General features: G+C 44.1%; 28 protein-coding genes. 6 read left to right on the top strand and 22 right to left on the bottom strand.

Features of this window, described 5'->3' with window-relative positions:
- Positions 1 to 17 precede the first annotated feature (17 nt).
- The 11 genes from rpmC to thiD all read right to left on the bottom strand — a co-directional run bounded on the left by rpmC (position 18) and on the right by thiD (position 5946).
- Positions 18 to 206, bottom strand: a complete 189-nt coding sequence (gene rpmC, locus IGI72_RS01345; protein WP_002288664.1) for a 50S ribosomal protein L29 — start codon at positions 204 to 206, stop codon at positions 18 to 20.
- Positions 196 to 630 carry a 50S ribosomal protein L16 gene (rplP, locus tag IGI72_RS01340; RefSeq protein ID WP_005226918.1) on the bottom strand — a complete coding sequence of 145 codons (435 nt, stop codon included), beginning with the start codon at positions 628 to 630 and terminating at the stop codon, positions 196 to 198. Before rplP ends, rpmC begins: the two co-directional genes overlap by 11 nt.
- A gap of 2 nt (positions 631 to 632) precedes the next feature.
- Positions 633 to 1289, bottom strand: a complete 657-nt coding sequence (gene rpsC / locus IGI72_RS01335) for a 30S ribosomal protein S3 (protein WP_005226916.1) — start codon at positions 1287 to 1289, stop codon at positions 633 to 635.
- Between the two features lie 13 nt (positions 1290 to 1302).
- The gene (gene rplV, locus IGI72_RS01330; protein WP_003127973.1) at positions 1303 to 1650 is read right to left on the bottom strand and encodes a 50S ribosomal protein L22; all 348 of its coding nucleotides are present in this window, start codon (positions 1648 to 1650) and stop codon (positions 1303 to 1305) included.
- Positions 1651 to 1673: 23 nt separating this feature from the next.
- A complete protein-coding gene (gene rpsS, locus IGI72_RS01325) occupies positions 1674 to 1952 on the bottom strand; it encodes a 30S ribosomal protein S19 (protein ID WP_005226914.1) in 279 nt (92 codons plus the stop codon).
- A 42-nt stretch (positions 1953 to 1994) separates the two neighbouring features.
- Positions 1995 to 2828: a 50S ribosomal protein L2 gene (gene rplB, locus IGI72_RS01320; RefSeq protein ID WP_005226912.1), complete on the bottom strand. Its 834-nt coding sequence runs from the start codon at positions 2826 to 2828 to the stop codon at positions 1995 to 1997.
- 39 nt (positions 2829 to 2867) lie between these two features.
- Positions 2868 to 3161: a 50S ribosomal protein L23 gene (locus tag IGI72_RS01315; protein WP_005226911.1), complete on the bottom strand. Its 294-nt coding sequence runs from the start codon at positions 3159 to 3161 to the stop codon at positions 2868 to 2870.
- Positions 3161 to 3784, bottom strand: coding sequence for a 50S ribosomal protein L4 (gene rplD / locus IGI72_RS01310; RefSeq protein WP_005226910.1), 624 nt, complete (start codon positions 3782 to 3784; stop codon positions 3161 to 3163). The genes IGI72_RS01315 and rplD overlap by 1 nt, the downstream gene beginning before the upstream one ends.
- A 29-nt stretch (positions 3785 to 3813) precedes the next feature.
- Positions 3814 to 4443, bottom strand: coding sequence for a 50S ribosomal protein L3 (gene rplC / locus IGI72_RS01305; RefSeq protein ID WP_003127967.1), 630 nt, complete (start codon positions 4441 to 4443; stop codon positions 3814 to 3816).
- Positions 4444 to 4465: 22 nt separating this feature from the next.
- Complete coding sequence (rpsJ, locus tag IGI72_RS01300) at positions 4466 to 4774, bottom strand: 30S ribosomal protein S10 (protein ID WP_003127966.1); 309 nt, start codon at positions 4772 to 4774, stop codon at positions 4466 to 4468.
- A 341-nt stretch (positions 4775 to 5115) separates the two neighbouring features.
- Complete coding sequence (gene thiD, locus IGI72_RS01295; RefSeq protein WP_010748615.1) at positions 5116 to 5946, bottom strand: bifunctional hydroxymethylpyrimidine kinase/phosphomethylpyrimidine kinase; 831 nt, start codon at positions 5944 to 5946, stop codon at positions 5116 to 5118.
- Between the two features lie 107 nt (positions 5947 to 6053).
- Between thiD and IGI72_RS01290 the strand changes: the two genes are divergently transcribed.
- Positions 6054 to 7499, top strand: coding sequence for a PLP-dependent aminotransferase family protein (locus IGI72_RS01290; protein WP_438752771.1), 1446 nt, complete (start codon positions 6054 to 6056; stop codon positions 7497 to 7499).
- On the top strand, positions 7483 to 8208 hold the full coding sequence (locus tag IGI72_RS01285; RefSeq protein WP_015508810.1) for a nitroreductase family protein: 726 nt from the start codon (positions 7483 to 7485) through the stop codon (positions 8206 to 8208). The genes IGI72_RS01290 and IGI72_RS01285 overlap by 17 nt, the downstream gene beginning before the upstream one ends.
- Before the next feature lie 128 nt (positions 8209 to 8336).
- Here the strand turns inward: IGI72_RS01285 and tuf are convergent, their stop codons facing one another.
- From tuf to rpsL, 4 genes are all read right to left on the bottom strand, one after another.
- Positions 8337 to 9524, bottom strand: coding sequence for an elongation factor Tu (gene tuf / locus IGI72_RS01280; RefSeq protein WP_005226902.1), 1188 nt, complete (start codon positions 9522 to 9524; stop codon positions 8337 to 8339).
- A 148-nt stretch (positions 9525 to 9672) separates the two neighbouring features.
- A complete protein-coding gene (fusA, locus tag IGI72_RS01275; protein WP_005226900.1) occupies positions 9673 to 11757 on the bottom strand; it encodes an elongation factor G in 2085 nt (694 codons plus the stop codon).
- Between the two features lie 80 nt (positions 11758 to 11837).
- Positions 11838 to 12308 carry a 30S ribosomal protein S7 gene (gene rpsG / locus IGI72_RS01270; protein WP_003127957.1) on the bottom strand — a complete coding sequence of 157 codons (471 nt, stop codon included), beginning with the start codon at positions 12306 to 12308 and terminating at the stop codon, positions 11838 to 11840.
- Positions 12309 to 12378: 70 nt separating this feature from the next.
- Positions 12379 to 12792: a 30S ribosomal protein S12 gene (rpsL, locus tag IGI72_RS01265; RefSeq protein ID WP_003127956.1), complete on the bottom strand. Its 414-nt coding sequence runs from the start codon at positions 12790 to 12792 to the stop codon at positions 12379 to 12381.
- Between the two features lie 304 nt (positions 12793 to 13096).
- On the opposite strand from rpsL, the gene rpiA reads away from it, so the two are divergent.
- The 4 genes from rpiA to IGI72_RS01245 all read left to right on the top strand — a co-directional run bounded on the left by rpiA (position 13097) and on the right by IGI72_RS01245 (position 16133).
- The gene (rpiA, locus tag IGI72_RS01260; RefSeq protein ID WP_010748612.1) at positions 13097 to 13771 is read left to right on the top strand and encodes a ribose-5-phosphate isomerase RpiA; all 675 of its coding nucleotides are present in this window, start codon (positions 13097 to 13099) and stop codon (positions 13769 to 13771) included.
- 150 nt (positions 13772 to 13921) lie between these two features.
- The gene (locus tag IGI72_RS01255; protein WP_005226873.1) at positions 13922 to 14503 is read left to right on the top strand and encodes a recombinase family protein; all 582 of its coding nucleotides are present in this window, start codon (positions 13922 to 13924) and stop codon (positions 14501 to 14503) included.
- Between the two features lie 194 nt (positions 14504 to 14697).
- On the top strand, positions 14698 to 15384 hold the full coding sequence (gpmA, locus tag IGI72_RS01250; protein ID WP_005226871.1) for a 2,3-diphosphoglycerate-dependent phosphoglycerate mutase: 687 nt from the start codon (positions 14698 to 14700) through the stop codon (positions 15382 to 15384).
- Between the two features lie 101 nt (positions 15385 to 15485).
- Positions 15486 to 16133: an SGNH/GDSL hydrolase family protein gene (locus IGI72_RS01245; RefSeq protein ID WP_438752767.1), complete on the top strand. Its 648-nt coding sequence runs from the start codon at positions 15486 to 15488 to the stop codon at positions 16131 to 16133.
- A gap of 52 nt (positions 16134 to 16185) precedes the next feature.
- Here the strand turns inward: IGI72_RS01245 and IGI72_RS01240 are convergent, their stop codons facing one another.
- The 7 genes from IGI72_RS01240 to IGI72_RS01210 all read right to left on the bottom strand — a co-directional run bounded on the left by IGI72_RS01240 (position 16186) and on the right by IGI72_RS01210 (position 24199).
- Positions 16186 to 17373: an iron-containing alcohol dehydrogenase gene (locus IGI72_RS01240; protein WP_010748609.1), complete on the bottom strand. Its 1188-nt coding sequence runs from the start codon at positions 17371 to 17373 to the stop codon at positions 16186 to 16188.
- 198 nt (positions 17374 to 17571) lie between these two features.
- A complete protein-coding gene (gene deoD / locus IGI72_RS01235) occupies positions 17572 to 18276 on the bottom strand; it encodes a purine-nucleoside phosphorylase (protein ID WP_438752765.1) in 705 nt (234 codons plus the stop codon).
- Between the two features lie 25 nt (positions 18277 to 18301).
- Complete coding sequence (locus IGI72_RS01230; RefSeq protein WP_005226849.1) at positions 18302 to 19120, bottom strand: purine-nucleoside phosphorylase; 819 nt, start codon at positions 19118 to 19120, stop codon at positions 18302 to 18304.
- A 10-nt stretch (positions 19121 to 19130) separates the two neighbouring features.
- Positions 19131 to 20297, bottom strand: a complete 1167-nt coding sequence (gene deoB, locus IGI72_RS01225; protein WP_015508806.1) for a phosphopentomutase — start codon at positions 20295 to 20297, stop codon at positions 19131 to 19133.
- Positions 20298 to 20491: 194 nt separating this feature from the next.
- The gene (locus IGI72_RS01220) at positions 20492 to 21445 is read right to left on the bottom strand and encodes an ABC transporter permease (protein ID WP_005232556.1); all 954 of its coding nucleotides are present in this window, start codon (positions 21443 to 21445) and stop codon (positions 20492 to 20494) included.
- Entirely contained in the window at positions 21445 to 22596 is a 1152-nt protein-coding gene (locus IGI72_RS01215) for an ABC transporter permease (protein ID WP_005226844.1), read from the bottom strand. The genes IGI72_RS01220 and IGI72_RS01215 overlap by 1 nt, the downstream gene beginning before the upstream one ends.
- Complete coding sequence (locus tag IGI72_RS01210) at positions 22589 to 24199, bottom strand: ABC transporter ATP-binding protein (protein ID WP_005232559.1); 1611 nt, start codon at positions 24197 to 24199, stop codon at positions 22589 to 22591. Before IGI72_RS01210 ends, IGI72_RS01215 begins: the two co-directional genes overlap by 8 nt.
- Positions 24200 to 24333 lie beyond the last annotated feature (134 nt).

Below are 24333 nucleotides of genomic sequence, written 5' to 3'. Positions count from 1 at the left end.
ATGGCCTCCTTCCACTATTACTTAGCTTGTTCACGCAATACTGTTTTAATGCGTGCAATCGATTTACGTACTTCTTTGATACGTGCAGTGTTTTCTAATTGACCTGTTGCTAATTGGAATCTAAGATTGAACAATTCTTCTTTCAATTGTTTTTCTTGATCTAGCATTTCGGCAGTGGTTAATTCTCTGATTTCTTTAACCTTCATTCGATTCACCACCCATTTCCTCACGTTTTACGATCTTCGTTTTCACTGGTAATTTGTGAGAAGCAAGACGTAGCGCTTCGCGCGCAACTTCTTCAGGTACACCGGCAATTTCAAACATGATTTTACCACGTTTAACTGGTGATACCCATCCTTCAGGAGCCCCTTTACCAGAACCCATACGTACCCCGATAGCTTTGGCAGTATAAGATTTGTGAGGGAAAATTTTGATCCATACTTTCCCGCCACGTTTCATATAACGAGTCATTGCGATACGGGCAGCTTCGATTTGACGGTTTGTGATCCAGTGTGATTCAACAGCTTGTAAGCCGTATTCACCGAATGCTACTTCTTTTCCGCCTTTCGCTTCGCCACGCATTTTTCCGCGGAACTCACGACGGTGTTTTACACGTTTAGGTACTAACATGTTTATTTCCCTCCTTTCTCAGTGTTCTTTTTAGTTGGAAGAACTTCTCCACGATAAATCCACACTTTAACTCCTAGTTTTCCGTATGTTGTATCTGCTTCTTCCCATGCGTAATCGATGTCCGCACGTAATGTATGAAGTGGAACGGTTCCTTCTGAGTAACCTTCTGAACGAGCGATATCCGCACCATTTAGACGGCCAGAAACTTGTGTTTTGATTCCTTTAGCGCCAGAACGCATTGTGCGTTGGATCGCTTGTTTTTGAGCACGACGGAAAGCAACACGGTTTTCTAATTGACGTGCGATTCCTTCGCCTACTAATTTAGCATCTAAATCTGGTTTTTTGATTTCAACGATGTTGATGTGAACTCGTTTGCCAGTTAGGCTATTTAATTCTTTTCTTAGGTTTTCGACTTCAGATCCGCCTTTACCGATAACCATACCTGGTTTAGCTGTGTGGATTGAAATATTCACGCGGTTTGCTGCACGCTCGATCTCAACTGTAGACACAGCGGCATCAGCAAGTTTAGATGCGATAAATTTACGGATTTTCAAATCTTCATGTAGAAATTCAGCATACTCTTTTTCAGCATACCATTTAGCATCCCAGTCACGGATGATGCCTACACGCATTCCAATTGGATGTACTTTTTGACCCACTGATTGTCCCTCCTTATTTTTCTGATACGACTACAGTAATATGACTTGTACGTTTGTTGATCGGTGAAGCTGAACCTTTCGCACGTGGACGGAAACGTTTCATCGTTGGTCCTTCGTTTACGAATGCTTCAGAAACAATCAAGTTTTCAACATCTAAGTCAAAATTATTTTCTGCATTGGCAATAGCTGACATCAAGACTTTCTCGATGATTCCAGCTGCTTTATTTGGTGTGAACTTTAAGATCGCGATTGCTTCAGCAACGCTTTTCCCTCTGATTAAGTCAATAACTAGACGAGATTTACGAGGAGAAACGCGGACTGTTTTAGCAGTTGCTTTCGCTGATGTGATTTGTTCTGCCATTTTTGGATATCCTCCCCTCAAAATTAGCGTCTTGTTTTCTTATCATCGGCAGCATGTCCGCGATAAGTTCTTGTTGGTGCAAATTCACCTAATTTGTGTCCTACCATGTCTTCTTGGATGTAAACTGGTACATGTTTCCGTCCATCATACACAGCAATTGTAAATCCGATAAAATTAGGGAAAATTGTAGAACGACGTGACCAAGTTTTGATCACTTTTTTCTTTTCAGCGCCTTCTTGTGCTTCGACCTTTTTCATCAAATGGTCATCGACAAAAGGTCCTTTTTTCAAACTACGACCCATGGTGTACCTCCTCTCAAAATGTGCGACACACGGTCAAGTATATTACTTAGTTTTACGACGACGAACGATAAGTTTGTCTGATTTTGCTTTTTTGTTACGTGTTTTGTAACCAAGTGCAGGTTGTCCCCAAGGAGAAACTGGTGCTTTACGTCCGATTGGTGCTTTACCTTCACCACCACCGTGTGGGTGATCATTAGGGTTCATTACGCTACCACGTACAGTTGGGCGTTTGCGCATCCAACGAGAACGACCGGCTTTACCGATGTTGATCAATTCGTGTTGTTCATTACCAACAGAACCGATTGTTGCACGACATGATGCTAAGATCATTCGTACTTCACCAGAGTTCAAGCGGATCAATACGTATTTACCTTCTTTACCAAGTACTTGAGCACTTGTTCCAGCTGAACGAATCAATTGTCCACCTTTACCAGGTTTCATTTCGATGTTGTGGATAACAGTACCGACTGGAATGTTTTCTAATGGTAATGCATTCCCTACTTTAATATCTGCATCTGGACCAGAAACGACAGTCATGCCAACTTCTAATCCTTTAGGTGCTAAGATGTATGCTTTTACTCCATCCTCGTAATGTACTAACGCAATGTTAGCAGAACGGTTTGGATCATATTCAATCGTTTTAACCGTAGCAACGACGTTGTCTTTGTTACGTTTGAAATCGATCAAACGGTATTGACGTTTGTGACCGCCACCTTGATGACGAACCGTGATACGTCCGTTGTTGTTACGACCAGCATTGTTTTTCAAAGGAGCTAACAATGTTTTTTCTGGTGTTGAAGTTGTGATTTCAGCGAAATCAGAACTTGTCATATTACGACGGCCGTTCGTGGTAGGTTTGTACTTTTTAATCGCCACGTCTTTTTCCCTCCCATGTAAAGTTTATGCGTGAGTTGCTTATTCAGCAGCTTCGAAAATTTGGATTTCTTTAGAATCTTCAGTTAAAGTCACAACAGCTTTGCGACGTTTTTTTGTATATCCTGCATATTTACCCATGCGTTTGAATTTCGGACGAACGTTGATGATGTTCACGTTTGCCACTTTCACTCCGTCAAAGGCAGCTTCTACAGCTTGTTTTACTAAAGTTTTGTTAGCTTTTGTGTCCACTTCAAAAGTGTATTTCTTGTCATCCATGGCAAGCATTGATTTTTCAGTGATCACTGGGCGTTTAATAACGTCTAGTAAGTTCATTATGCAAGCACCTCCTCGATCTGAGTAAGAGCAGTTTGTGTCACTAACATTTTGTCGTTAGAAACGATGTCTAAAACACTAATGTTATCAGCAGTAACTACAGAAACTTTTGGCAAGTTGCGCGCAGATAAAGCGGCAAAGTCGTTTTCAGATTCTAAAACTACCAATACTTTAGAGTCAATTGTCAAGTTAGCTAAAACTTGTTTGAATTCTTTTGTTTTTGGAGCATCAAAGCTTAATCCTTCTACTGCTACCAAGTTATTTGAAGCAACTTTTTCTGACAATACAGATTTCATTGCTAAGCGACGAACTTTTTTAGGAAGTTTGTAGCTGTATGAACGTGGTGTTGGTCCGAAGACTACGCCACCTCCACGCCATTGTGGTGAACGGATTGAACCTTGACGGGCACGTCCAGTTCCTTTTTGGCGCCATGGTTTACGGCCACCGCCACGAACGGCACTGCGGTTTTTCACAGCGTGTGTTCCTTGTCTTAATGAAGCGCGTTGCATGATGATTGCATCATAGACAACTGATTCATTTGGTTCGATTCCGAAGATTTCTTCGTTCAATGTAATTTCGCCATTTTGGCTTCCATCTTGTTTGAATAATGCTACATTCGGCATTCCTTAGTTCCTCCTTTCTTCCTATCTACTTATTTAGCTTTCACAGCTGATTTGATTGTAATCAATGATTTTTTCGCGCCAGGTACATTACCTTTGATCAAGATAACGTTGCGTTCTGCGTCTACGCGTACGATTTCCAAGTTTTGGATCGTGATGCGATTTCCGCCCATACGTCCAGCAAGACGTTTGTTTTTGAATACACGGTTAGGTGCAACTGGACCCATTGATCCAGGACGACGGTGGTAACGAGAACCGTGAGCCATTGGTCCGCGGCTTTGTCCGTGACGTTTGATAACGCCTTGGAATCCTTTACCTTTCGAAGTGCCGGTTACATCGATGATGTCTCCTGCTTCAAAAATATCAACTTTGATTTCTGATCCTACTTCTAAGCCCTCTAGCTCTACATTCTTGAATTCGCGAATGAAGCGCTTAGGAGCCGTGTTTGCTTTTGCAACATGACCTTTCGCAGGTTTGTTAGACAAAACTTCACGCATATCTTGGTAGCCGACTTGAATTGCTTCGTAGCCGTCATTTTCGATTGTTTTCACTTGTAGCACTACGTTTGGTGTAGCTTCTACTACAGTTACTGGAATCAATTCGCCAGATTCAGTGAAGATTTGAGTCATTCCCACTTTTTTCCCTAAGATTCCTTTGGTCATGATTACACCTCCATCTTAATTATTATAGTTTGATTTCGATATTAACACCGCTTGGCAAGTCTAGCTTCATTAAAGCATCAACAGTTTTTGGTGTTGGATTCACAATGTCGATTAGACGTTTGTGTGTACGCATTTCGAATTGTTCGCGTGAATCTTTGTATTTGTGCGTCGCACGGATGATCGTGTACAAGCTGCGTTCAGTTGGTAATGGAATTGGACCAGATACGCCAGCTCCAGTTCTCTTTGCAGTTTCTACGATTTTATCCGCTGATTGATCTAAAATACGATGTTCATACGCTTTTAAACGGATACGAATTTTTTGTTTTGCCATTGTTTTCCCTCCTTCGCCTATTTTGAAAAGTAGACATAGCTCCACGAAAATTTTCCGTCACGCTCGTCCATGGCAAAGCGTCCGGGCGTGTCGCAACCTCTCGTTTCGTAGCCGGCAGAAAATTTCTTTGCTGCCAGTGCGACTTACGTATTTACGTAAACAGCACCTTTATGATTATATTACGGATAAACATTGATTGCAAGCTTTTTTTATGGAAAAACCGGGATTCTTTTGCATTTCTTTCAGAAAATTTTCTTTTGGTTTCGTAACAAAAAAAAAGAAGCGTTGACCGCTTCTTTTAAGCACTTCTTCATTTCCCATTTATTATAGAAGAAAACCTGCTATTGCGGCGCTTCCTCCTGCATACGGTCTTGGGCGTGGGTATAGGCACCATGCCACACATGACCCACATAAGGATTGATCACCACTCCTTCTTTGATTGCCGCTGTGACAAAGGCTTTCGCTAACCGAACGCTTTCCACGACGGGTTTGCCTTTTGCAAGACCCGCAGCGATCGCTGCTGAAAAGGTGCAGCCTGCCCCGTGATTGAAATCGGTAGCGATTTTTTCACTTTCTAACAAGAGGAAGGATTGCCCATCATAAACGAGGTCAATGGCTTTTGCTCCTGGCAAGCGATGCCCCCCTTTGATCACGACGTATTTAGCACCTAATTCATGGATTTTTTCAGCAGCTTGCTTCATGGCCTCCACACTCGTCAAATCACCCAAACCTGAAAGAATCCCCGCTTCTACTAAATTGGGGGTGACAACATCTGCTAACGGCAACAAATGCGTGATGATGGCATCGACGCTTTTTGGCTGTAAGATTTCTGCAGTCCCTTTGCAAGCAATGACAGGATCGATCACCACATTTTTGACTTGCTGCTGTTGGATCATCTGCGCAGCTTGGACAATATTGTCTTCATTGCCTAACATGCCCGTTTTTAGAGCATCCATCGGATCACCTGCAAAAGCAGAGATCATTTGTTTTTCGACAAGCGCTGTTTCCATCGCCGTTACTTCATGGCTCCAACCTGCTTGTGGGTCCATCGTGACGATCGAAGCGATCGTGGCAAAACCAAAGACACCATATTCCTGAAATGTTTTTAAATCTGCTTCGATACCGGCACCTCCGGTTGAATCTGACCCAGCAATTGATAGGACTTTTTCCATCTTCCTCATCTCCTTGTGCTTTTTGCTAAGTATAGTCAATCTTCCCCTTGACGAAAAGAGCCATTTGGCTTATTTTTAAACCATCCAATTGAAAAAGGTGGTGCAGGATGGCTTCATCAAGTATCGACAAACAGAAGAAACAACCGATTTACCAGCAGATCGTGACTCATTTTATCGAAGAGATCCAAGCGGGAACCTATGGACCTGGGGATCGTTTGCCGCCAGAGCGCAGCCTCGCCCAGACTTTTGGCGTCAATCGTTCCACCGTCGTCAAAGCGTTAGATGAATTGAAAAGCTTAGGATGGATCGAACGAAAACAAGGCAGCGGCTCTCGTGTATTGGAAGGTCGTTGGGGGAACCGCCAAACGCCACTTTCTTATTTGCGCTCGTCTTTAAGCAGCCCTTATCTGCAGCAAGACCCTTACGTTCAACAGATTCAGCATTTGCGCACCGAGAAGGATGTGCTGGATCTGTACACAGGTGATCTACCTGCCGATCTGATCCCCGATTTCACGTTTCCTGCCTTTACCTGGGAAGAGATTCGCAAGGAAAGCACCAAAGTATTACCGACGGGTTATGAACCTTTGCAAGAAATCTTATTGCAGCACCTTGCTGATTCCTTCAATTTGCCCACCAACGGACAAAAACTAGTGATCACTGCTGGATCGACACAAGGAATCACCTTGCTAATGCAAGTCTTATTGCATGCGGGGGATTGCATCGCGACAGAGGACCCTTCTTTCTTGTTCTCTCTCCCCTTGTTTTCCACGATGAATGTCCAGCTGATCGGGATCAAGCAAGATAGCGAAGGGATACGGCCTGCGGCATTGGAAAAAGTGTTGAAGGAAAAGAAGATCAAATTTGTTTATCTGAATCCCACCTTCCAAAATCCAACGGGTCATACTATGAGTGACCATCGGCGCCAAGCGATCATCCGCCTTTGCCAGACCTACCAAGTACCGATCATAGAAGACGATGTTTTTAGCGAGTTGGCTTTTGATAAAGTACCGCCCAAGCTAAAATCCATGGCTCCCGAAACCGTCATTTATTTAGGCTCGCTTTCCAAATTACTAGGATCATCCATCAAAATCGGCTGGCTTTTGGTGCCAGAAGCGTTAGCCGACCAATTTGCCCAAGCGAAAAAACGGATGGCGATCGATACCACGATCTTCCCGCAAGTCCTTGCCAACATCGCCTTACGCTCCCTTGATTACCACCAGCAACAGCGGACACTGCTTGCAGAAATGGCCCAGCGTCAGCAAGACTTACTCCAACTCTTGCAGGCATTCCAGGAGGATTGGCAATGGCAGTCGACGAAAGGTGGTCTTTACCTGTGGTTGACTTGGCGTCACCGCACATTGACTCGCAAAGATTGGTCACTCTTTTTGGCGAACGATTGCTTAGTAGCACCTGCGTTTCTTTTCAGTAACGATACGAATGGCTTGCGTTTGAACTATACCCGCTTAGCCAAAGATGATTTACCGCGATTTCAAGAACGATTCACAAAAATCACCCAACAGTTAAAGGAGCAAACCTATGAACGAAACCATTGAGCTTTTGCACAATCACCGCACTTATCGACAATTTGACCCTGACTACCGCTTGAGCCAAGAGCAAGTAACCGCGATTTTGACTGCGGCTCGTCAAGCACCTAGCTGGATGAACGGGCAAGCCTATTCGATCTTAGTGATCGACGACCCGCAGATTCGCCAACAAATGGTCGAATGGAATCCTGGCAATCCTCATATCGCAGCAAGTTCACTCTTTCTGCTATTTTTAGCTGATTTAAATCGAACCAAAAAAGTTGCTGACGAAAAACAGACTCCCTATCCAATCGATGAGGGCTATCAGCCACTATTGATCGCCACCACTGATGCCAGCATCGCTTTGCAATCTGGTGCGATCGCTGCTGAATCACTGGGCTTAGGCACCGTCATTTCTGGCAGTGTCCGCAAAGACAGCGCCAAAATCGCTGAATTGTTGCACTTACCAGAATATGTCTATCCTGTGGCTGGCTTGAGCATCGGTAAACCAATCGTAGAAATGAAGGTCAAACCTCGCTTGCCAGAAGAAGCGGTCATTCATTACAACCATTATCAGGACTATTCTTATGAGGCGATCGAAGCGTACGATCAAACGATGACTGCTTTTGGAGAAGCCCGCGAGACCAAACCATGGTCAGAAAAATTCGCTGGCTTTTACAGCAATCGTCCTGACCAAGGATTTGACGCCTTCTTGAAGAAGCAAAATCTAATAAAATAAAAAGCACCGCTCTCTTTAGCTTCGATGAACCGTAACGGATTCATCCACGCTAGAGAGAGCGGCTTTTTTTCTACAAGAGTCAAAAAAAGAGCAAAAGCGCGTACGCTTTTGCTCTTCGATCAATCAAATTAAGCTTGGATTGAAGTTACAACGCCTGAACCAACAGTACGTCCGCCTTCACGAATTGAGAAACGAGTTCCGTCTTCGATAGCGATTGGGTGGATCAATTCAACGTCGATTGTTACGTTATCACCAGGCATAACCATTTCAGTTCCTTCTGGTAATTCAACAACACCAGTTACGTCAGTTGTACGGAAGTAGAACTGAGGACGGTAGTTAGTGAAGAATGGTGTGTGACGTCCACCTTCTTCTTTTGTTAAAACGTAAACTTCAGCTTTAAATTTTGTATGAGGTGTGATTGTACCAGCTTTAGCCAATACTTGTCCACGTTGGATGTCTTCACGAGCAACACCACGTAGCAATGCACCAATGTTATCCCCTGCTTCAGCATAGTCTAACAATTTACGGAACATTTCAACACCAGTTACAGTTGTTTTAGCAGTTTCTTCAGCAATACCAACGATTTCAACTTCGTCACCAACGCGAACTTGTCCACGTTCAACACGGCCTGTAGCAACAGTACCACGTCCAGTGATTGAGAATACGTCTTCGACTGGCATCATGAATGGTTTGTCAGTGTCACGTTCTGGAGTTGGAACGTATTCGTCAACTGCAGCCATTAATTCCATGATTTTTTCTTCGTATGAAGCATCGCCTTCAAGAGCTTTCAAAGCAGAACCAGCGATTACAGGAACATCGTCGCCTGGGAAGTCATATTCTGACAATAAGTCACGAACTTCCATTTCAACTAATTCTAGTAATTCTTCGTCATCAACCATATCCATTTTGTTTAAGAAAACAACGATGTATGGTACACCAACGTTACGTGATAACAAGATGTGTTCACGTGTTTGAGGCATAGGACCATCAGCAGCAGATACTACTAAGATCGCGCCGTCCATTTGAGCAGCACCAGTGATCATGTTTTTAACGTAGTCCGCGTGTCCTGGGCAGTCAACGTGAGCATAGTGACGTGCTTCAGTTTCGTACTCAACGTGAGCAGTTGAGATAGTGATTCCGCGTTCGCGTTCTTCTGGAGCGCCATCGATTTGGTCGTAAGCTGAAGCTTGAGCCAAACCTTTTTTAGATAATACAGTTGTGATAGCAGCTGTAAGTGTAGTTTTACCATGGTCAACGTGTCCGATCGTACCAATGTTTACGTGGGGTTTAGAACGGTCAAATTTTTCTTTTGCCATTTTAAAATGTTCCTCCTAAAAATGCAGTTTATTTTTTATATTTGATAGGTAGGGAGCCGCAGCTCCCCATCCCTTATCATCGATAATATTGTACACGAAACTCAGAAAAAAATATAGCTTTTTACTTAATTTCCTATACTTCCATCAATTATTCAGCTTTGCCGCCGTTTTTCTTGATGATTTCTTCTTGAACAGATTTAGGTACATCTTCATAGTGATCAAATGTCATCATGAACGTACCGCGACCTTGTGTTGATGAACGAAGTGTTGTTGCGTAACCGAACATTTCAGCTAATGGCACGATTGCGTTCACGATTTGTGAGTTACCGTGTGCTTCCATTCCTTCTACGCGTCCACGACGAGCAGTTACGTGACCCATAACATCACCTAAGTAATCTTCTGGTACAGTGATAACTACTTTCATCATTGGTTCAAGAATTACTGGGTTTGCTTTCTTCGCTGCAGCACGTAAAGCCATAGAAGCTGCAACACGGAAGGCAGTTTCACTTGAATCGACATCATGGTATGAACCATCATAAAGTTTTGCTTTGATGTCTACTAATGGGTAACCGGCTAAGACACCGTTCGCCATTGAGTCTTCAAGTCCTTTTTCAACTGCTGGGATGTATTCACGAGGAACCACACCACCGACAATCGCGTTTTCGAATTCGAAGCCTTTACCTTCTTCGTTTGGTGTAAATTCGACCCATACGTGACCGTATTGACCTTTACCACCAGACTGACGTACAAATTTACCTTCCGCTTGTGTTGCTGCACGGAATGTTTCACGATAAGAAACTTGAGGCGCACCTACGTTTGCTTCAACTTTAAATTCGCGACGCATACGGTCAACTAAGACGTCCAAGTGAAGTTCTCCCATACCAGCGATAACAGTTTCGCCTGTTTCAGCGTTTGTTTCCACACGGAATGATGGATCTTCTTCAGCAAGTTTTTGTAAAGCAACCCCCATTTTATCTTGGTCAGCTTTTGATTTAGGCTCAACAGCGACTTCGATAACTGGTTCTGGGAATTCGATTGATTCAAGGATTACTGGTGATTTTTCATCACATAGTGTATCCCCAGTTGTTGTGTCTTTCAAACCAACAGCAGCGGCGATATCGCCTGAGTATACTGTTTGGATTTCAGCACGAGTGTTGGCGTGCATTTGTAGGATACGACCGATACGTTCGCGTTTGCCTTTTGAAGCATTCAATACGTATGATCCAGAGTTCAAGATACCTGAATACACACGGAAGAATGTCAAACGACCTACGAATGGGTCAGTCATTACTTTAAATGCTAATGAAGCAAATGGTGCTTCATCGTCAGCCGGACGATCAGTTTCTTCGTCTGTTTTAGGATTGATCCCTTTAATCGCAGGAACATCAAGTGGTGAAGGCAAGTAGTCGATGACTGCATCCAACATCAATTGAACCCCTTTGTTTTTAAAGGCAGATCCGCAAAGAACAGGGAAAAAGTCAACAGTCAATGTTGCTTGACGAATACCAGCTTTCAATTCTTCTTCAGTGATTTCTTCACCTTCCAAGAATTTCATCATTAGTTCTTCATCAGTATCAGCAACAGCTTCGATTAATTTTTCGCGCCATTCTTCAGCTAATTCTACGTATTCTTCAGGAATTTCAGTCTCTTGGATTTCAGTTCCTAAGTCATTTGTGTAGATTTCAGCTTTCATTTTTACTAAGTCGATAATACCAGTAAAGTCATCTTCCGCACCAATTGGTAATTGGATTGGGTGAGCATTTGCTTGTAAACGATCATGTAAAGTTGATACAGAGTATAAGAAGTCTGCACCAATTTTGTCCATTTTGTTACAGAATACAACACGCGGTACGCGGTAATCTGTCGCTTGACGCCAAACTGTTTCTGTTTGAGGTTCTACACCTGATTGTGAGTCCAACACAGTTACAGCACCATCAAGTACACGCAATGAACGTTGCACTTCGATTGTGAAGTCCACGTGTCCTGGTGTGTCGATGATATTTACGCGGTTTTCTTTCCATTGCGCAGTTGTCGCAGCAGAAGTGATTGTGATCCCACGTTCTTGTTCTTGTTCCATCCAGTCCATTTGAGAAGCACCTTCATGTGTTTCACCAATTTTATGGATTTTACCTGTGTAATAAAGGATACGTTCAGTTGTCGTTGTTTTACCAGCGTCAACGTGGGCCATGATCCCGATATTACGAGTTTTTTCTAGCGAAAATTCTCTTGCCATTCTAGGTTGTTCCCCTCTCATTCTTACTTAACTTAAGCTAAGGTTGTCTCAGTACCTTCCAATAAAAAGCAGTGAGGATCTTACCAACGATAGTGAGCAAATGCGCGGTTGGCTTCCGCCATTTTGTGTGTGTCTTCGCGTTTTTTCACAGAAGCACCAGTGTTGTTCGCTGCATCCATGATTTCTTTTGCAAGACGTTCTTCCATTGTGTGTTCGCCACGCAAACGAGCGTAGTTTACCACCCAACGAAGACCTAGAGTTGTACGACGTTCAGGACGTACTTCTACTGGTACTTGGTAGTTAGAACCACCGACACGGCGAGCTTTAACTTCCAATACAGGCATAATGTTTTTCATTGCTTGTTCGAAAACTTCCAATGGATCATTTCCTGTAGATTCTTTGATAATGCCAAAAGCATTGTAGATAATATTTGCAGCAACACCGCGTTTACCATCAACCATTACACGGTTGATCAAACGAGTTACTAATTTTGAGTTATAAATAGGATCTGGTAAAACATCACGTTTTGCAACAGGACCTTTACGAGGCATCCGTAACTCCTCCTTCCGAGATATCAGTTCTGATTTAAATAAGATTCATTTGATCTGTTTGTCTTAAAGATTAAGCTTTAGGACGTTTTGTACCATATTTAGAACGAGATTGTTTACGATCGTTAACACCGGCAGTATCCAATGCACCACGAACGATATGGTAACGTACCCCTGGTAAGTCTTTTACACGTCCACCACGTAACAAGACCACGCTGTGTTCTTGTAAGTTGTGTCCGATACCTGGAATATAAGCTGTCACTTCAATCAAGTTTGACAAACGAACACGCGCATATTTACGTAGAGCTGAGTTCGGTTTTTTCGGTGTCATAGTTCCCACACGAGTAGCTACCCCACGCTTTTGAGGTGAGTTAACATTCGTTTGAGCTTTCTTGAAACTGTTATATCCTTTGTTCAATGCTGGTGAATTTGATTTTTCAACCTTGGATTTACGAGGTTTACGTACTAATTGATTAATTGTAGGCATCCCTAGTTGTCCTCCTTCCTTGATTCGCTTTATAGTCCCACACATCCAGGTGGTTCTTTTTTTGCGATAAAAAATAATGCATTCTCTGCATTCATATCAACTATGCTTTGATAGACAGTCAGCACGTCTCCAACGAGAGACCTGTAGATAAAGCACCTTTGATAGAATATCATGCTTATTCTTACCTGTCAAGTATCCTCCTAAGCTTTTTTCAAAAGAAATCTGTTACGAAAAAATCCGCAAATTTTGCGCTTCTTCCTATATAATAGAGACAAAGCATTTATTTAAAAAAGGCGGGAAGAAAATGAACCTAAAAGAAATGGTCGGCATTGAAGCGGCTAGTTATGTAAAAGATGGCATGGTGGTTGGCTTGGGCACTGGCTCAACAGCCTACTACATGATTGAAGAACTGGGTCGACGTGTAAAAGAAGAAGGTCTATCGATCACGGGTGTCCCAACTTCTTGGGCATCGAAAAAACAAGCAGAAGGATTAGGTATCCCGATTCGCACCATCGATGAAGTGGACGCTGTGGATCTAACGATCGACGGTGCAGATGAGATCAGCCAGGATTATCATGGCATCAAAGGCGGCGGTGCAGCCCTTTTATTCGAAAAAATCGTGGCGTCTAACTCCAAAAAAGTCTTGTGGATCGTTGATGAATCGAAAATGGTCGAAACACTTGGTGCCTTCCCGTTGCCAGTGGAAGTGATCCCTTATGGCAGCCAACAGCTGTTGCGTCTGTTCGAGAAGAAAAACTACCATCCAAAACTGCGTCTGAATGAAGAAGGCGAACCGTTAAAAACCGATTGCAGCAATTACATCATCGATCTTCATCTAGAAACGATCACCGCTCCTACTGAGTTGGCACAGGAATTAGATGCTACAGTGGGCGTGGTTGAACACGGTCTGTTTTTGGATATGGTCCATACGATCATTGTCGGATTGCCTGAAGGCCCGAGTACCAAGCACGTTAGATAAAGGAAACAAAAAAGAGGAGCAATAATGCTTCTCTTTTTTTCGTTATTTTTCTTCAATCGACTTAATTTTTATTATTTTTTGTGCAAATTACCCTATCATTTAAGAAATAATTATGATACATTCAATAAAAAGGGAAAGGTAGGAGGGTTTATGAAAATCATAGGCTATGCTCGTTCAACGATCACCGACAACTCAACAAGTGAACAATTAAACAAGCTCGAAGAATTTGGGTGTCATGAATTTTTCCATGAGACATTTAGCGTGGAAGAAAGTGAAGAAAATCATTCATTGGAGTCAGTGGTGGCACAAATGCAGCCCGGCGACACCTTAGTCGTTACGGAACTGCATCGTTTAGGGAAAACCACCAGACAGCTGACCGATCTCACTGATCTATTAAAACAGCGAGAGCTTCATCTGGTTTCACTGGCAGAACAAATCGATACCCGCGGTCCGATGGGACAGGTTTACTTCAATTTAATGGAAGGACTTGCGATCATGGAACGCTCACTCATCAAAGAGCGCACGCTGGTCGGCTTAAATAAAGCCCGCAAAAAAGGCAAAATTGGCGGTCGTCCAAAAATCGATCCGAAAACGATCAAAAAAATCCGTCAATTGTACTACGAGAAAAAAGAAACGATTCAATATATTTCTGAAAAATGCGGTGTTTCTGTAGGTACATGCTATAAATACATAAAATTATCCGAAGAAGAATGGAACAAGTTACGTTCATAGTTGTCGACTCCCCCTAGAACAGCATGAAACAAAAGCGGTCCTCTTTTTAATGATCCCCTTTTGTTTTTCCTTAAGAATGGCGTTTTCCCCCAGCTTTTCCTCCAAAACCATGGAAATTCTTTGAGAAAGAGTGTACAATAAATACGGAATTGAAAATTTCAGAAAAATATCGAATATCTAAAGGAGAGTTTTACATGCCAAAATTAGTATTTTCTCGTCATGGACTAAGCGAATGGAACAAATTAAACCAGTTTACCGGTTGGGCTGATGTTGATCTAGCGCCAGAAGGTGTCGAAGAAGCAATCGAAGGCGGACGTAAAATCAAAGAAGCAGGCATCGAATTTGACGTTGCTTACACATCTGTTTTAACTCGTGCCATCAAAACTTGTAATTACATTTTAGAATATTCTGATCAACTTTGGGTACCAACGATCAAATCATGGCGCTTAAACGAACGTCATTACGGTAAATTACAAGGTTTAAATAAAAAAGAAACTGCTGAAAAATACGGTGACGAACAAGTACACATCTGGCGTCGTTCTTACGATGTTTTACCTCCATTGATGGAAGCTTCAGATGAAGGTTCTGCTGCAAACGACCGTCGTTATGCAATGCTTGACCCTCGCGACGTACCTGGTGGAGAAAACTTAAAAGTTACTTTAGAACGTGCATTGCCTTTCTGGCAAGATGAAATCGCCCCAGCATTAAAAGACGACAAAACTGTCTTAGTTGCGGCTCACGGAAACTCTCTACGTGCATTAGCAAAACATATCGAAGGTATTTCTGACGAAGATATCATGGATCTTGAGATCCCAACTGGTCAACCACTTGTTTATGAATTGAACGATGATTTGACTGTTGCGAAAAAATACTACTTATAAGCCTCGCTTATCGCTGCCCTTTTTTAAAAAAGGGCAGTTTTTTTATTGGCATCTCCTCCCCCCTCTTTTATAATTGAGGGCGTACTCGAAAGGAGCTTACTATGAAACTAGTCAAAAATGATACCGTTTTATTTTTAGGTGACAGCATCACAGATTGCGATCGTGATCGCCAAGATCCCCACGATTTAGGACATGGGTTTGCCCGTCTCGTTGCCGATCAGCTGGCAGAGAAATTCCCCACTGCGGACTTTACCTTTTATAATCGGGGGATCGGCGGCAACAAAGCTGCCGACGTCTTAGCCCGTCTCCAAGAAGATTGCCTTCAATTAGCACCTGACGTCTTGGTCTTTATGATTGGGATCAACGACACGTGGCACAATGCCGGTGGTCCCGATTTTGGTTCAGAAGAGGCCGCAACGTCCTTTGAGGAAACCTACCGTCAAATTCTGGAACAAGTGACCCAACAGGGGATCACGCGCATTTTCTTACTGGAACCTTTTGTTTTGCCATATCCTGAAGATCGTCAAACCTGGCGGATCGATCTTGATCCGAAAATCCAAATCGTTCGTCGCTTAGCTGCCGCCTTTCATTGTCAGCTACTGCCGCTGGATGGCTTGTTTGCCGAAGCAGCCGTTGCTAGCTCCCCGCAGGCACTGACAGGCGATGACGGGGTGCACCCCACTCCTGCAGGACATGCCTTGATTGCAGATCAGCTAATGGCCCGTTTGGCTTTTTCTTCTGAAGGGTAAATAAACAGACCGCTCCGCGACAACCAAGTTGCAGGAACGGTCTTTTTTATGATTAAAGATAGGTTGAAGGAGTCAAGGAATCTTGGTAGATTGCAATCACGTCTTCTTCTTGCAGCGGTACATACGCATTTGTTGCAATAGAGCTGAATTGAACTGCTTGAGCCGCCATTTCAGCAAAATGGGTGTCATCGGCGATCCCTACTTCTGGCAAAGTCATCGGAATATCGCAAGAAGCAAAAAAGTCATACAGTTTTTGAATCCCCATTCGGGCAGCTAATTCTGGCACTGCTTCTTGGACACCAAAGACTTCTCTAGCAAACCGCGCAAATTTCGGCGCCGTTTCTTCATTCAATACATGAAGCATCCAGCGTGGGGTCAGGATCGCTAAGCCGATGCCATGGGTAATGTCATAAAACGCACTCAACTCATGCTCCATCGCATGACAAGACCAAGCACCACCCTTGCCGCTTCCAGTCAAACCATTTAAGGCTAAGGTGCTCGCCCACATCAAATTCGCCCGTGCATCATAGTCTGTGGGGTCATTTAATGCGATGGGCAGATTTTTAATGACTGCTTTTAGCAATCCTTCTGCTACACCGTCTTGGACATCTGTTCCTTCTGTTTTACTGAAATAATTTTCAATCAGATGGCTCATGATATCCGCTGAACCGGCAGCCGTTTGATAGCGACTGACACTAAAGGTCGTTGTTGGATCTAAAAAAGATACTTTCGGTAAAAATTCGGGTCCGTGAACACCAAGTTTTTGTTTCGTTTCTAGATTAGAGATCACCGCGCCGCGATTCATTTCACTGCCAGTAGCCGCAAGGGTCAAGATCGTTACTAATGGAATCGCTGGTCCTTGATAGCTTCTGGAAAGAACTAAGTCCCAAGGCTCTTGCTCACTGCAAGCCGCCCCAGCGATCACTTTGCTGCAATCAATTACAGAACCGCCGCCAACAGCTAAAATGACGTCGATCTTTTCTGAACGACAAAGAGCGGCTCCTTGACGAACGGTTTCGATTCGTGGATTTGGATCGACACCAGTCAATTCAGTGACTTGATTGCCGTTGGCAGTCAATTGCGCCATGACTGCATCGTACAAACCGTTTTTCTTGATACTGCCGCCACCATAGACTAGCAAGACGTTTTTTCCAAATGTATTCAGTACTTCTGGCAGCTCGTTCAGACGGTCTTTCCCAAAACGAATGTCCGTCGTTACATGAAACGTAAAATTATTCATTGTCTCGTCTCCTTTTTACACCTTTTCTTTTCATTAAACCATTTTCTGGCAAAAGTGCAACGCTTCTTCGTGGCTTTTTGCCAACAAAAAAAGATAACACATTCTCGGTTGCATGCAAACCAATACGATTTGGCTGCTTGCTTTATCAAAAGCAAGCAGCCTTCGCATCGTTCATGCACCGATCCTGCGGTATCTTTTTTACGTGATCGCTGTTTCTAAGCCAACTTTGATCATGTCGTTAAATGTCGTTTGTCTTTCTTCTGGCGTTGTTTCTTCTCCAGTGATGATGTGGTCGCTGACGGTACAGATCGCTAAGGTTTGAACGTGGAATTTCGCCCCTAAATAGTATAAGGCTGCGGCTTCCATCTCAACACCCATCACCCCAAGGTCTGCCAACTGTAACGTTTCCGTCATGTCATCTTTGTAGAAGGTATCTTCAGATAAGATATTGCCGACGTGAGTCGTAAATCCTGATTCAATCGCTGTATCATAGGCTTTACGCAACAGTGCAAAGTCAGCGATTGGTGGGAAATGGAAACTTTGGAAGTTTTTTGCTACCATCGATGAACTTGTTGCTGCCGCTTGGGCAATCACAAGATCACGCACGTGGACATCTTTTGAGATGGCACCACACGTACCGACCCGAATCAATTTCTTCACGCCGTAAGAGTTGATCAATTCATGGGCATAGATACTCGCTGAAGGCATGCCCATGCCGGTTCCTTGGACAGAGACCCGCTCGCCCTTATAAACGCCTGTATAGCCCAACATCCCCCGAACGTTGTTGTAACAGATCGGGTCTTCTAAAAATGTTTCAGCAATATATTTTGCCCGCAGTGGATCACCTGGTAACAAGATTTTGTCTGCGATCTCGCCTGCTTTTGCTTCGATATGAACGCTCATTCGTTTTTCTCCTTTGGTCTGCTTTTTATAGTACTGCTAACGTTTCTTTGATCAACGCTTTAAATTCTGCCTTGACCCGTTCCGTCGTTTCCACGACTTCTTCATGATTCAAGCTCGCTTGCATACCAGCAGCCAAGTTTGTGATACAAGAAACACCTAAGACTTTCAAGCCACTGTGAACAGCAACGATCACTTCCGGGACAGTCGACATACCGACAGCATCGGCACCGATCGTCCGAGCAAAGCGGATCTCTGCTGGCGTTTCATACGTAGGACCTGAGAAGCCCATATAAACGCCTTCTTTTAAGTGCAATCCTTTTGATGCACCAACTTTTTGTGCCGCTTCCCGATAAGGCAAATGGTAGGCTTGGCTCATATCTGGGAAACGTGGCCCCATTTCTTCTTCGTTTTCACCAATCAGTGGGTTGTCCCCCATAAAGTTGATTTGATCGGTGATCAACATCAAGTCTCCCGGCTGGAAGCTTTCGTTTACGCCGCCACAGGCATTGGTCACGACTAAAGAGTGAGCTTTCAATGCCGCCATCACACGGACGGGGTAAGTGACCGTCTGCATCGAATGGCCTTCATAATAATGGAATCGTCCTTGCATCGCTAAGACTTTTTTCCCAGCTAATGTTCCATAGACCAATTGTCCTGCATGACCGACCACTGTCGAAACAGGAAAATGCGGGATATCGTTGTAAGGCAACACGATTGGGTTTTCGATCTCATCGGCTAATTCACCTAAGCCAGATCCTAAAATCAACCCAAATTCCACTTCACCGACGCCGCTTTCTTGGATAAATGCCGTTGTTTCTTGTAATTTCTCATGTAACGTTGTCATTTCATCACCTCTAGTTTAAATGTTGTAAAAAGCTTGTTCCGTTTTCTGTAGCTGAAACACCAAAGTTTTCAGCGATCGTTGCGGAAATATCCGCATAGTAGCCTTGTGGCAATTTGCCTTGGCCTTGGAATTTCTTGCTGTACGCTAATAATGGCACATATTCTCTCGTGTGATCCGTTCCCGTAAAGGTTGGGTCATTGCCGTGGTCAGCTGTGATCAACAACAGATCCTCGTCTCCCATTGCTTCTAAAAGTTCTGGAATACGCAAATCAAAATCTTCAATGGCATGGGCATACCCTACGACATCGCGACGGTGACCATAAAGCGCATCGAAGTCGACCAAGTTCGTAAAGCTTAGACCCGTAAAGTCTTGTTTCATCACCTTCAGTAACTGATCCACACCGTCCATATTGCTCTTCGTCCGTACAGAATCGGTGATTCCTTGTCCGTTGAAGATATCATTGATCTTCCCAACGGCGATCACATCTTTTCCAGCTTCTTTCAAGGAATCTAATACTGTATGGCCAAATGGATCGAGTGCGTAGTCATGACGATTGCTCGTACGAGTAAAGTTTCCAGGCTCACCGACATACGGACGCGCGATGATGCGGCCGATCATATATGGCTCATCTTTCGTGATGTCCCGAACGTACTGACAAATACGATACAATTCTTCTAATGGAATGATTTCCTCATGCGCAGCGATCTGCAACACTGGGTCAGCCGAGGTGTAAACGATCAAATCGCCTGTCTTCATTTGATGTTCGCCGAAGTCATCAATGACTGCTGTCCCTGAGTACGGCGCATTGCAGACGATTTTACGTCCAGAGAACGCTTCGATCTGTTGCAACAATTCATCGGGAAACCCATCGGGAAATACGCGGAAAGGTTTTTGGATATTCAGGCCCATGATCTCCCAGTGCCCCGTCATCGTATCTTTCCCAACGGAAACTTCTTCCAATTTGGTTGCATACCCATCATGGTCAGCTACCGCCTTCACGCCTTCTAAAGGACGGATCGTCCCTAGGCCTAATTGTTCCAAGTGAGGGATCGTCAAGCCTGCTTCTTTTGCAATATGGCCTAACGTATCTGAACCGACATCACCAAAAGCTGCCGCATCAGGTGCTTCACCAATTCCGACTGAATCCATCACGATCAAGTGTACACGTTTAAACATTCTATTCCCTACTTTCTTTATTTTATGCTTTTACAAGCGGATCTACTACCTCTATCATACTAAACTTAAGCAAAAATTGCGCTGGGTTGCTTTGGAAATTTCCTGATGTGTTCCTTTCACCCAGAGGATAGAAAAAGGGCAGGACACAGCAACACATTCATGTCCCATAGCCCCACCCTTTCATACTGAAAAAATTATTTAGATTTAATGTAGTTCTTCCCGTTAGCTTTCGGACCAGCGGCTTTTCCAAGGAAAAGAACGAGCACGATGATCGTCAAGGCATAAGGCGCAGCTTGTAAGTAAACCGCTGGAATGGAAGAGATGATTGGCAGTTGGCCACCTACGATACTGATGTTTTGCGCAAAACCGAAGAAAATCGCAGCTCCCATTGCACCAAGTGGATTCCATTTACCAAAGATCATCGCAGCCATCGAGATAAATCCTTGACCGGCGATCGTTGTCACGGCAAAGCGACCCGCGATCGATTGAGCAAACAAGGCACCGCCCATCCCGCCAAGGAAACCAGAGATCAAGACACCTGAGTAGCGCATCACGTAAACATTGATCCCTAAGGTATCCGCTGCTTGTGGATGCTCACCGACAGAACGAAGACGCAACCCAAAGCGTGTTTTGAAAATCACGAACCACGCGATCACTGAGATCAAAATAGCGAAGTACGCCGGTAAGAATGTTTGATTAAAGAAAATCGGGCCAATGATAGGAATATCTTTAAGAATCGGGAAATTGAAATACCCCAATGTCCGTTGGATGTTATCCGTTTGCCCTTTGTTGTAGATCGCTTTGACTAAGAACACAGCCAAAGCTGGTGCCATCAAGTTCATCACCGTACCACTGATGATGTGGTCGGCACGGAAGTTGATGGTTGCCACCGCATGCAGCAAGGAGAAAACCACACCGACAAGTCCGCCGACGAGCATCCCTAACCATGGTGTCCACGCACCAAATTGTGACGCAAATTCAATATTGAAAACAATCGAGCTAAAAGCACCCATAACCATGATTCCTTCAAGACCCACGTTAACGATCCCGCTGCGCTCTGAGAACACGCCACCTAGCGCCGTCAAAATCAGAGGAGACGCATAAATCAATGTTTGAGTGACGATCGAAGAAATTAAACTAATATCCATTAGATGGTTCCTCCTTCCTGATCTTGATCGTTTGGTTGGGCTTCAATCTCCTGTACGACCAGCGCTTCTTTTTTGCCGTCAAAGATTTTTGCCAACAAGAAACGAATCACAAAGCTGATCGCTACGAAGAAAATAATAATTGCGATATTGACATCGACTAATTCAGATGGAATACCTGCAAACTGCATGCCTTGTCCACCTAATTTCAAAATACTGAACAAGAGGGCTGAAAGCAAGATTCCGATCGATGAGCCGCTTCCTAACAAGGATACAGCCATACCGTCAAACCCGATGCTCAATGATGACCCTTGAACGAAGAAGTTTTCAAACGTTCCTAGTCCTTGAACGACTCCACCTAATCCAGCAAGCGTTCCAGAGATGATCATGGAGATAATGATCGTCCGTTTGCTGCTCATCCCCGCATATTCAGAAGCGCTTGGGTTCAAGCCCACCGCGCGGATTTCATAACCAAGAGTGGTTTTTTTCATCAAGAACCAAACCAAAACTAAGAAGATCAAGGCTAAGAAGATCCCTAAGTTCAAGCGAGAGTTGCTCGTGATGCTTGCTAGAAACGGCGTCTGCATGGAGGCATTTTCCCCCACCATTTTTGTGACCCCTTTTGTCGTGATCATGGATTCGCTCATCACATTATTGACTAAATGGTTCCCCGTATAAAGCAAGATATAGTTCATCATGATCGTCACGATGACTTCACTTGTTCCAAAGAATGCCCGTAGGAAACCAGGAATCGCAGCTGCGATCGCCCCGCATAAAGCCCCTACGATCACGGCTAATGGCAAGACCACCAACCGAGGCGCATCTGGCATCGCTAGTGCGACCCAGATACTGGCAACCCAACCTGCTAGCGCTTGACCAGAAAGACCGATATTGAAGAATCCGGCTGAGTTTGCAACGGCAAACCCCAGAGCGGTAAAGATCAATGGTCCTGCTGTAACAAAAATCTCACCAATGTTGCGGGCATTTAACCCACCTGTTTGTCCGTTGATAAAAACGGTCCGAAACATTTGTGTATACCCTGTGATCGGGCTGTAGCCGAAGGCCGCCATGATGATCCCGCCAAGGACGAATCCTAACAAGACAGCGATGATCGGCACTAATATATTGCGGATCTTTTCTTTGCGGTTATTCAACCGAACCACCTACTTCCTCCATTTGCAGCTCTCGTCTTGCTTCCTCCAAGGAGTACCCTGCCATCAACAAGCCAAGCTCTTTCTCTGATGTTTCTTTCGGATCAACGACCCCAACGATCTCACCAGCATGAATAACAGCAATGCGGTCTGATACATTCAAAATTTCATCTAATTCAAAGCTGACTAACAACACCGCTTTGAACTTATCCCGCTGTTCAATCAAGCGTTTGTGGATAAATTCGATCGCTCCAACATCCAACCCACGGGTCGGATTGGCAACGATCAATAGATCAGGATCACGGCTGATTTCTCGTGCAATGATCGCTTTTTGTTGATTCCCGCCGGACAATGCCCGTGCTGGTACGATCTCGTTGACTGTTCGTACGTCAAATTCTTGAATCAAATCACGAGCAAACTCGTTGATCTCTCCGTAATCCAAGACACCTGCATTACTCAAAGGTTTTTTGTAGTAGGTTTGCAAGGCGATGTTTTCTGATAACATCATATCCAAGACAAGCCCGTATTTATGGCGGTCTTCTGGCACATGACCAACGCCGGCTTCGGTGACTTTCCGAGGCTTGAAGTTGGTGATGTCATCACCATTCAGCAAGACCTTGCCGCTTTCGACTTTCCGTAAACCAGTGATGGCTTGTAACAGCTCTGATTGCCCATTGCCATCGATCCCAGCAATCCCCAATACTTCACCTGCACGTACTTCTAAGCTTAAGTTTTTGACTGCTTCTAAGCCACGGTTTTCTTTTACGACTAAGTTTTCAACAGAAAGCACGACTTCTTTTGGTGACGCTTCTTTCTTCGGTGTCTTGAAGGACACAGAACGACCAACCATCATATCGGCCAACTGTTGCGAGCTGACGTCTTTGACATTGACAGTGCCGATCCCTTGTCCCCGACGGATAACTGTACAACGGTCTGCCACCGCTTTGATCTCATCCAGTTTGTGGGTGATCAAGATGATCGATTTGCCTTCACGCACCAATCCGCGCATGATCTCGATCAGCTCTTCGATTTCTTGCGGTGTCAAAACTGCCGTTGGTTCATCAAAAATCAGTACATCTGCGCCGCGGTAAAGAGTCTTCAAGATCTCTACCCGTTGCTCCATCCCAACAGAGATGTCACGCACATAGGCATCTGGATCAACCGATAAACCATATTGCTCAGAAACTTTTTTGATTTCTTTGCGGGCTTTCTTGCGATCTAACACACCGAGATGATGGGGTTCGCTCCCCAAAATGATATTTTCTGTTACAGTAAAGGCGTCTACCAGCATGAAATGCTGATGCACCATACCGATCCCCAATTTGTTTGCTGCGGTCGGACTCGTGATATTCACTTTTTCACCATTCATCCAGATTTCACCAGATGTTGGTTCCAATAATCCTGACAGCATATTCATCAAGGTCGACTTGCCCGCTCCATTTTCACCAAGCAATGCGTGGATTTCTCCTGGCCTTACTTGCAAGTTGACATCGTCATTGGCTTTGAACGTTCCAAACTCTTTGGTGATATGACGCATTTCTACAACATATTTTTCCTCAGCCAAATTACTCACATCCTTACTTTCTAATTCGCTTATACAAACCATTCGTCATGTCAAAAAAATAATTGCTATTGCTTAGGATGATTACTATCCTCATGAAAACCCGTAGCTTTCATCAACATAGTAATCCAATGACGATCATCTTGCCCTAAACTAGGGCAAGATAACCGAAAAGAACA

It is taken from the genome of Enterococcus sp. DIV1059_2 (assembly GCF_051713685.1).
GTDB lineage: Bacteria > Bacillota > Bacilli > Lactobacillales > Enterococcaceae > Enterococcus_D > Enterococcus_D casseliflavus.
The sequence above is the reverse complement of the archived record's forward strand: the minus strand, read 5'-3'. Positions and strand labels throughout refer to the sequence as shown.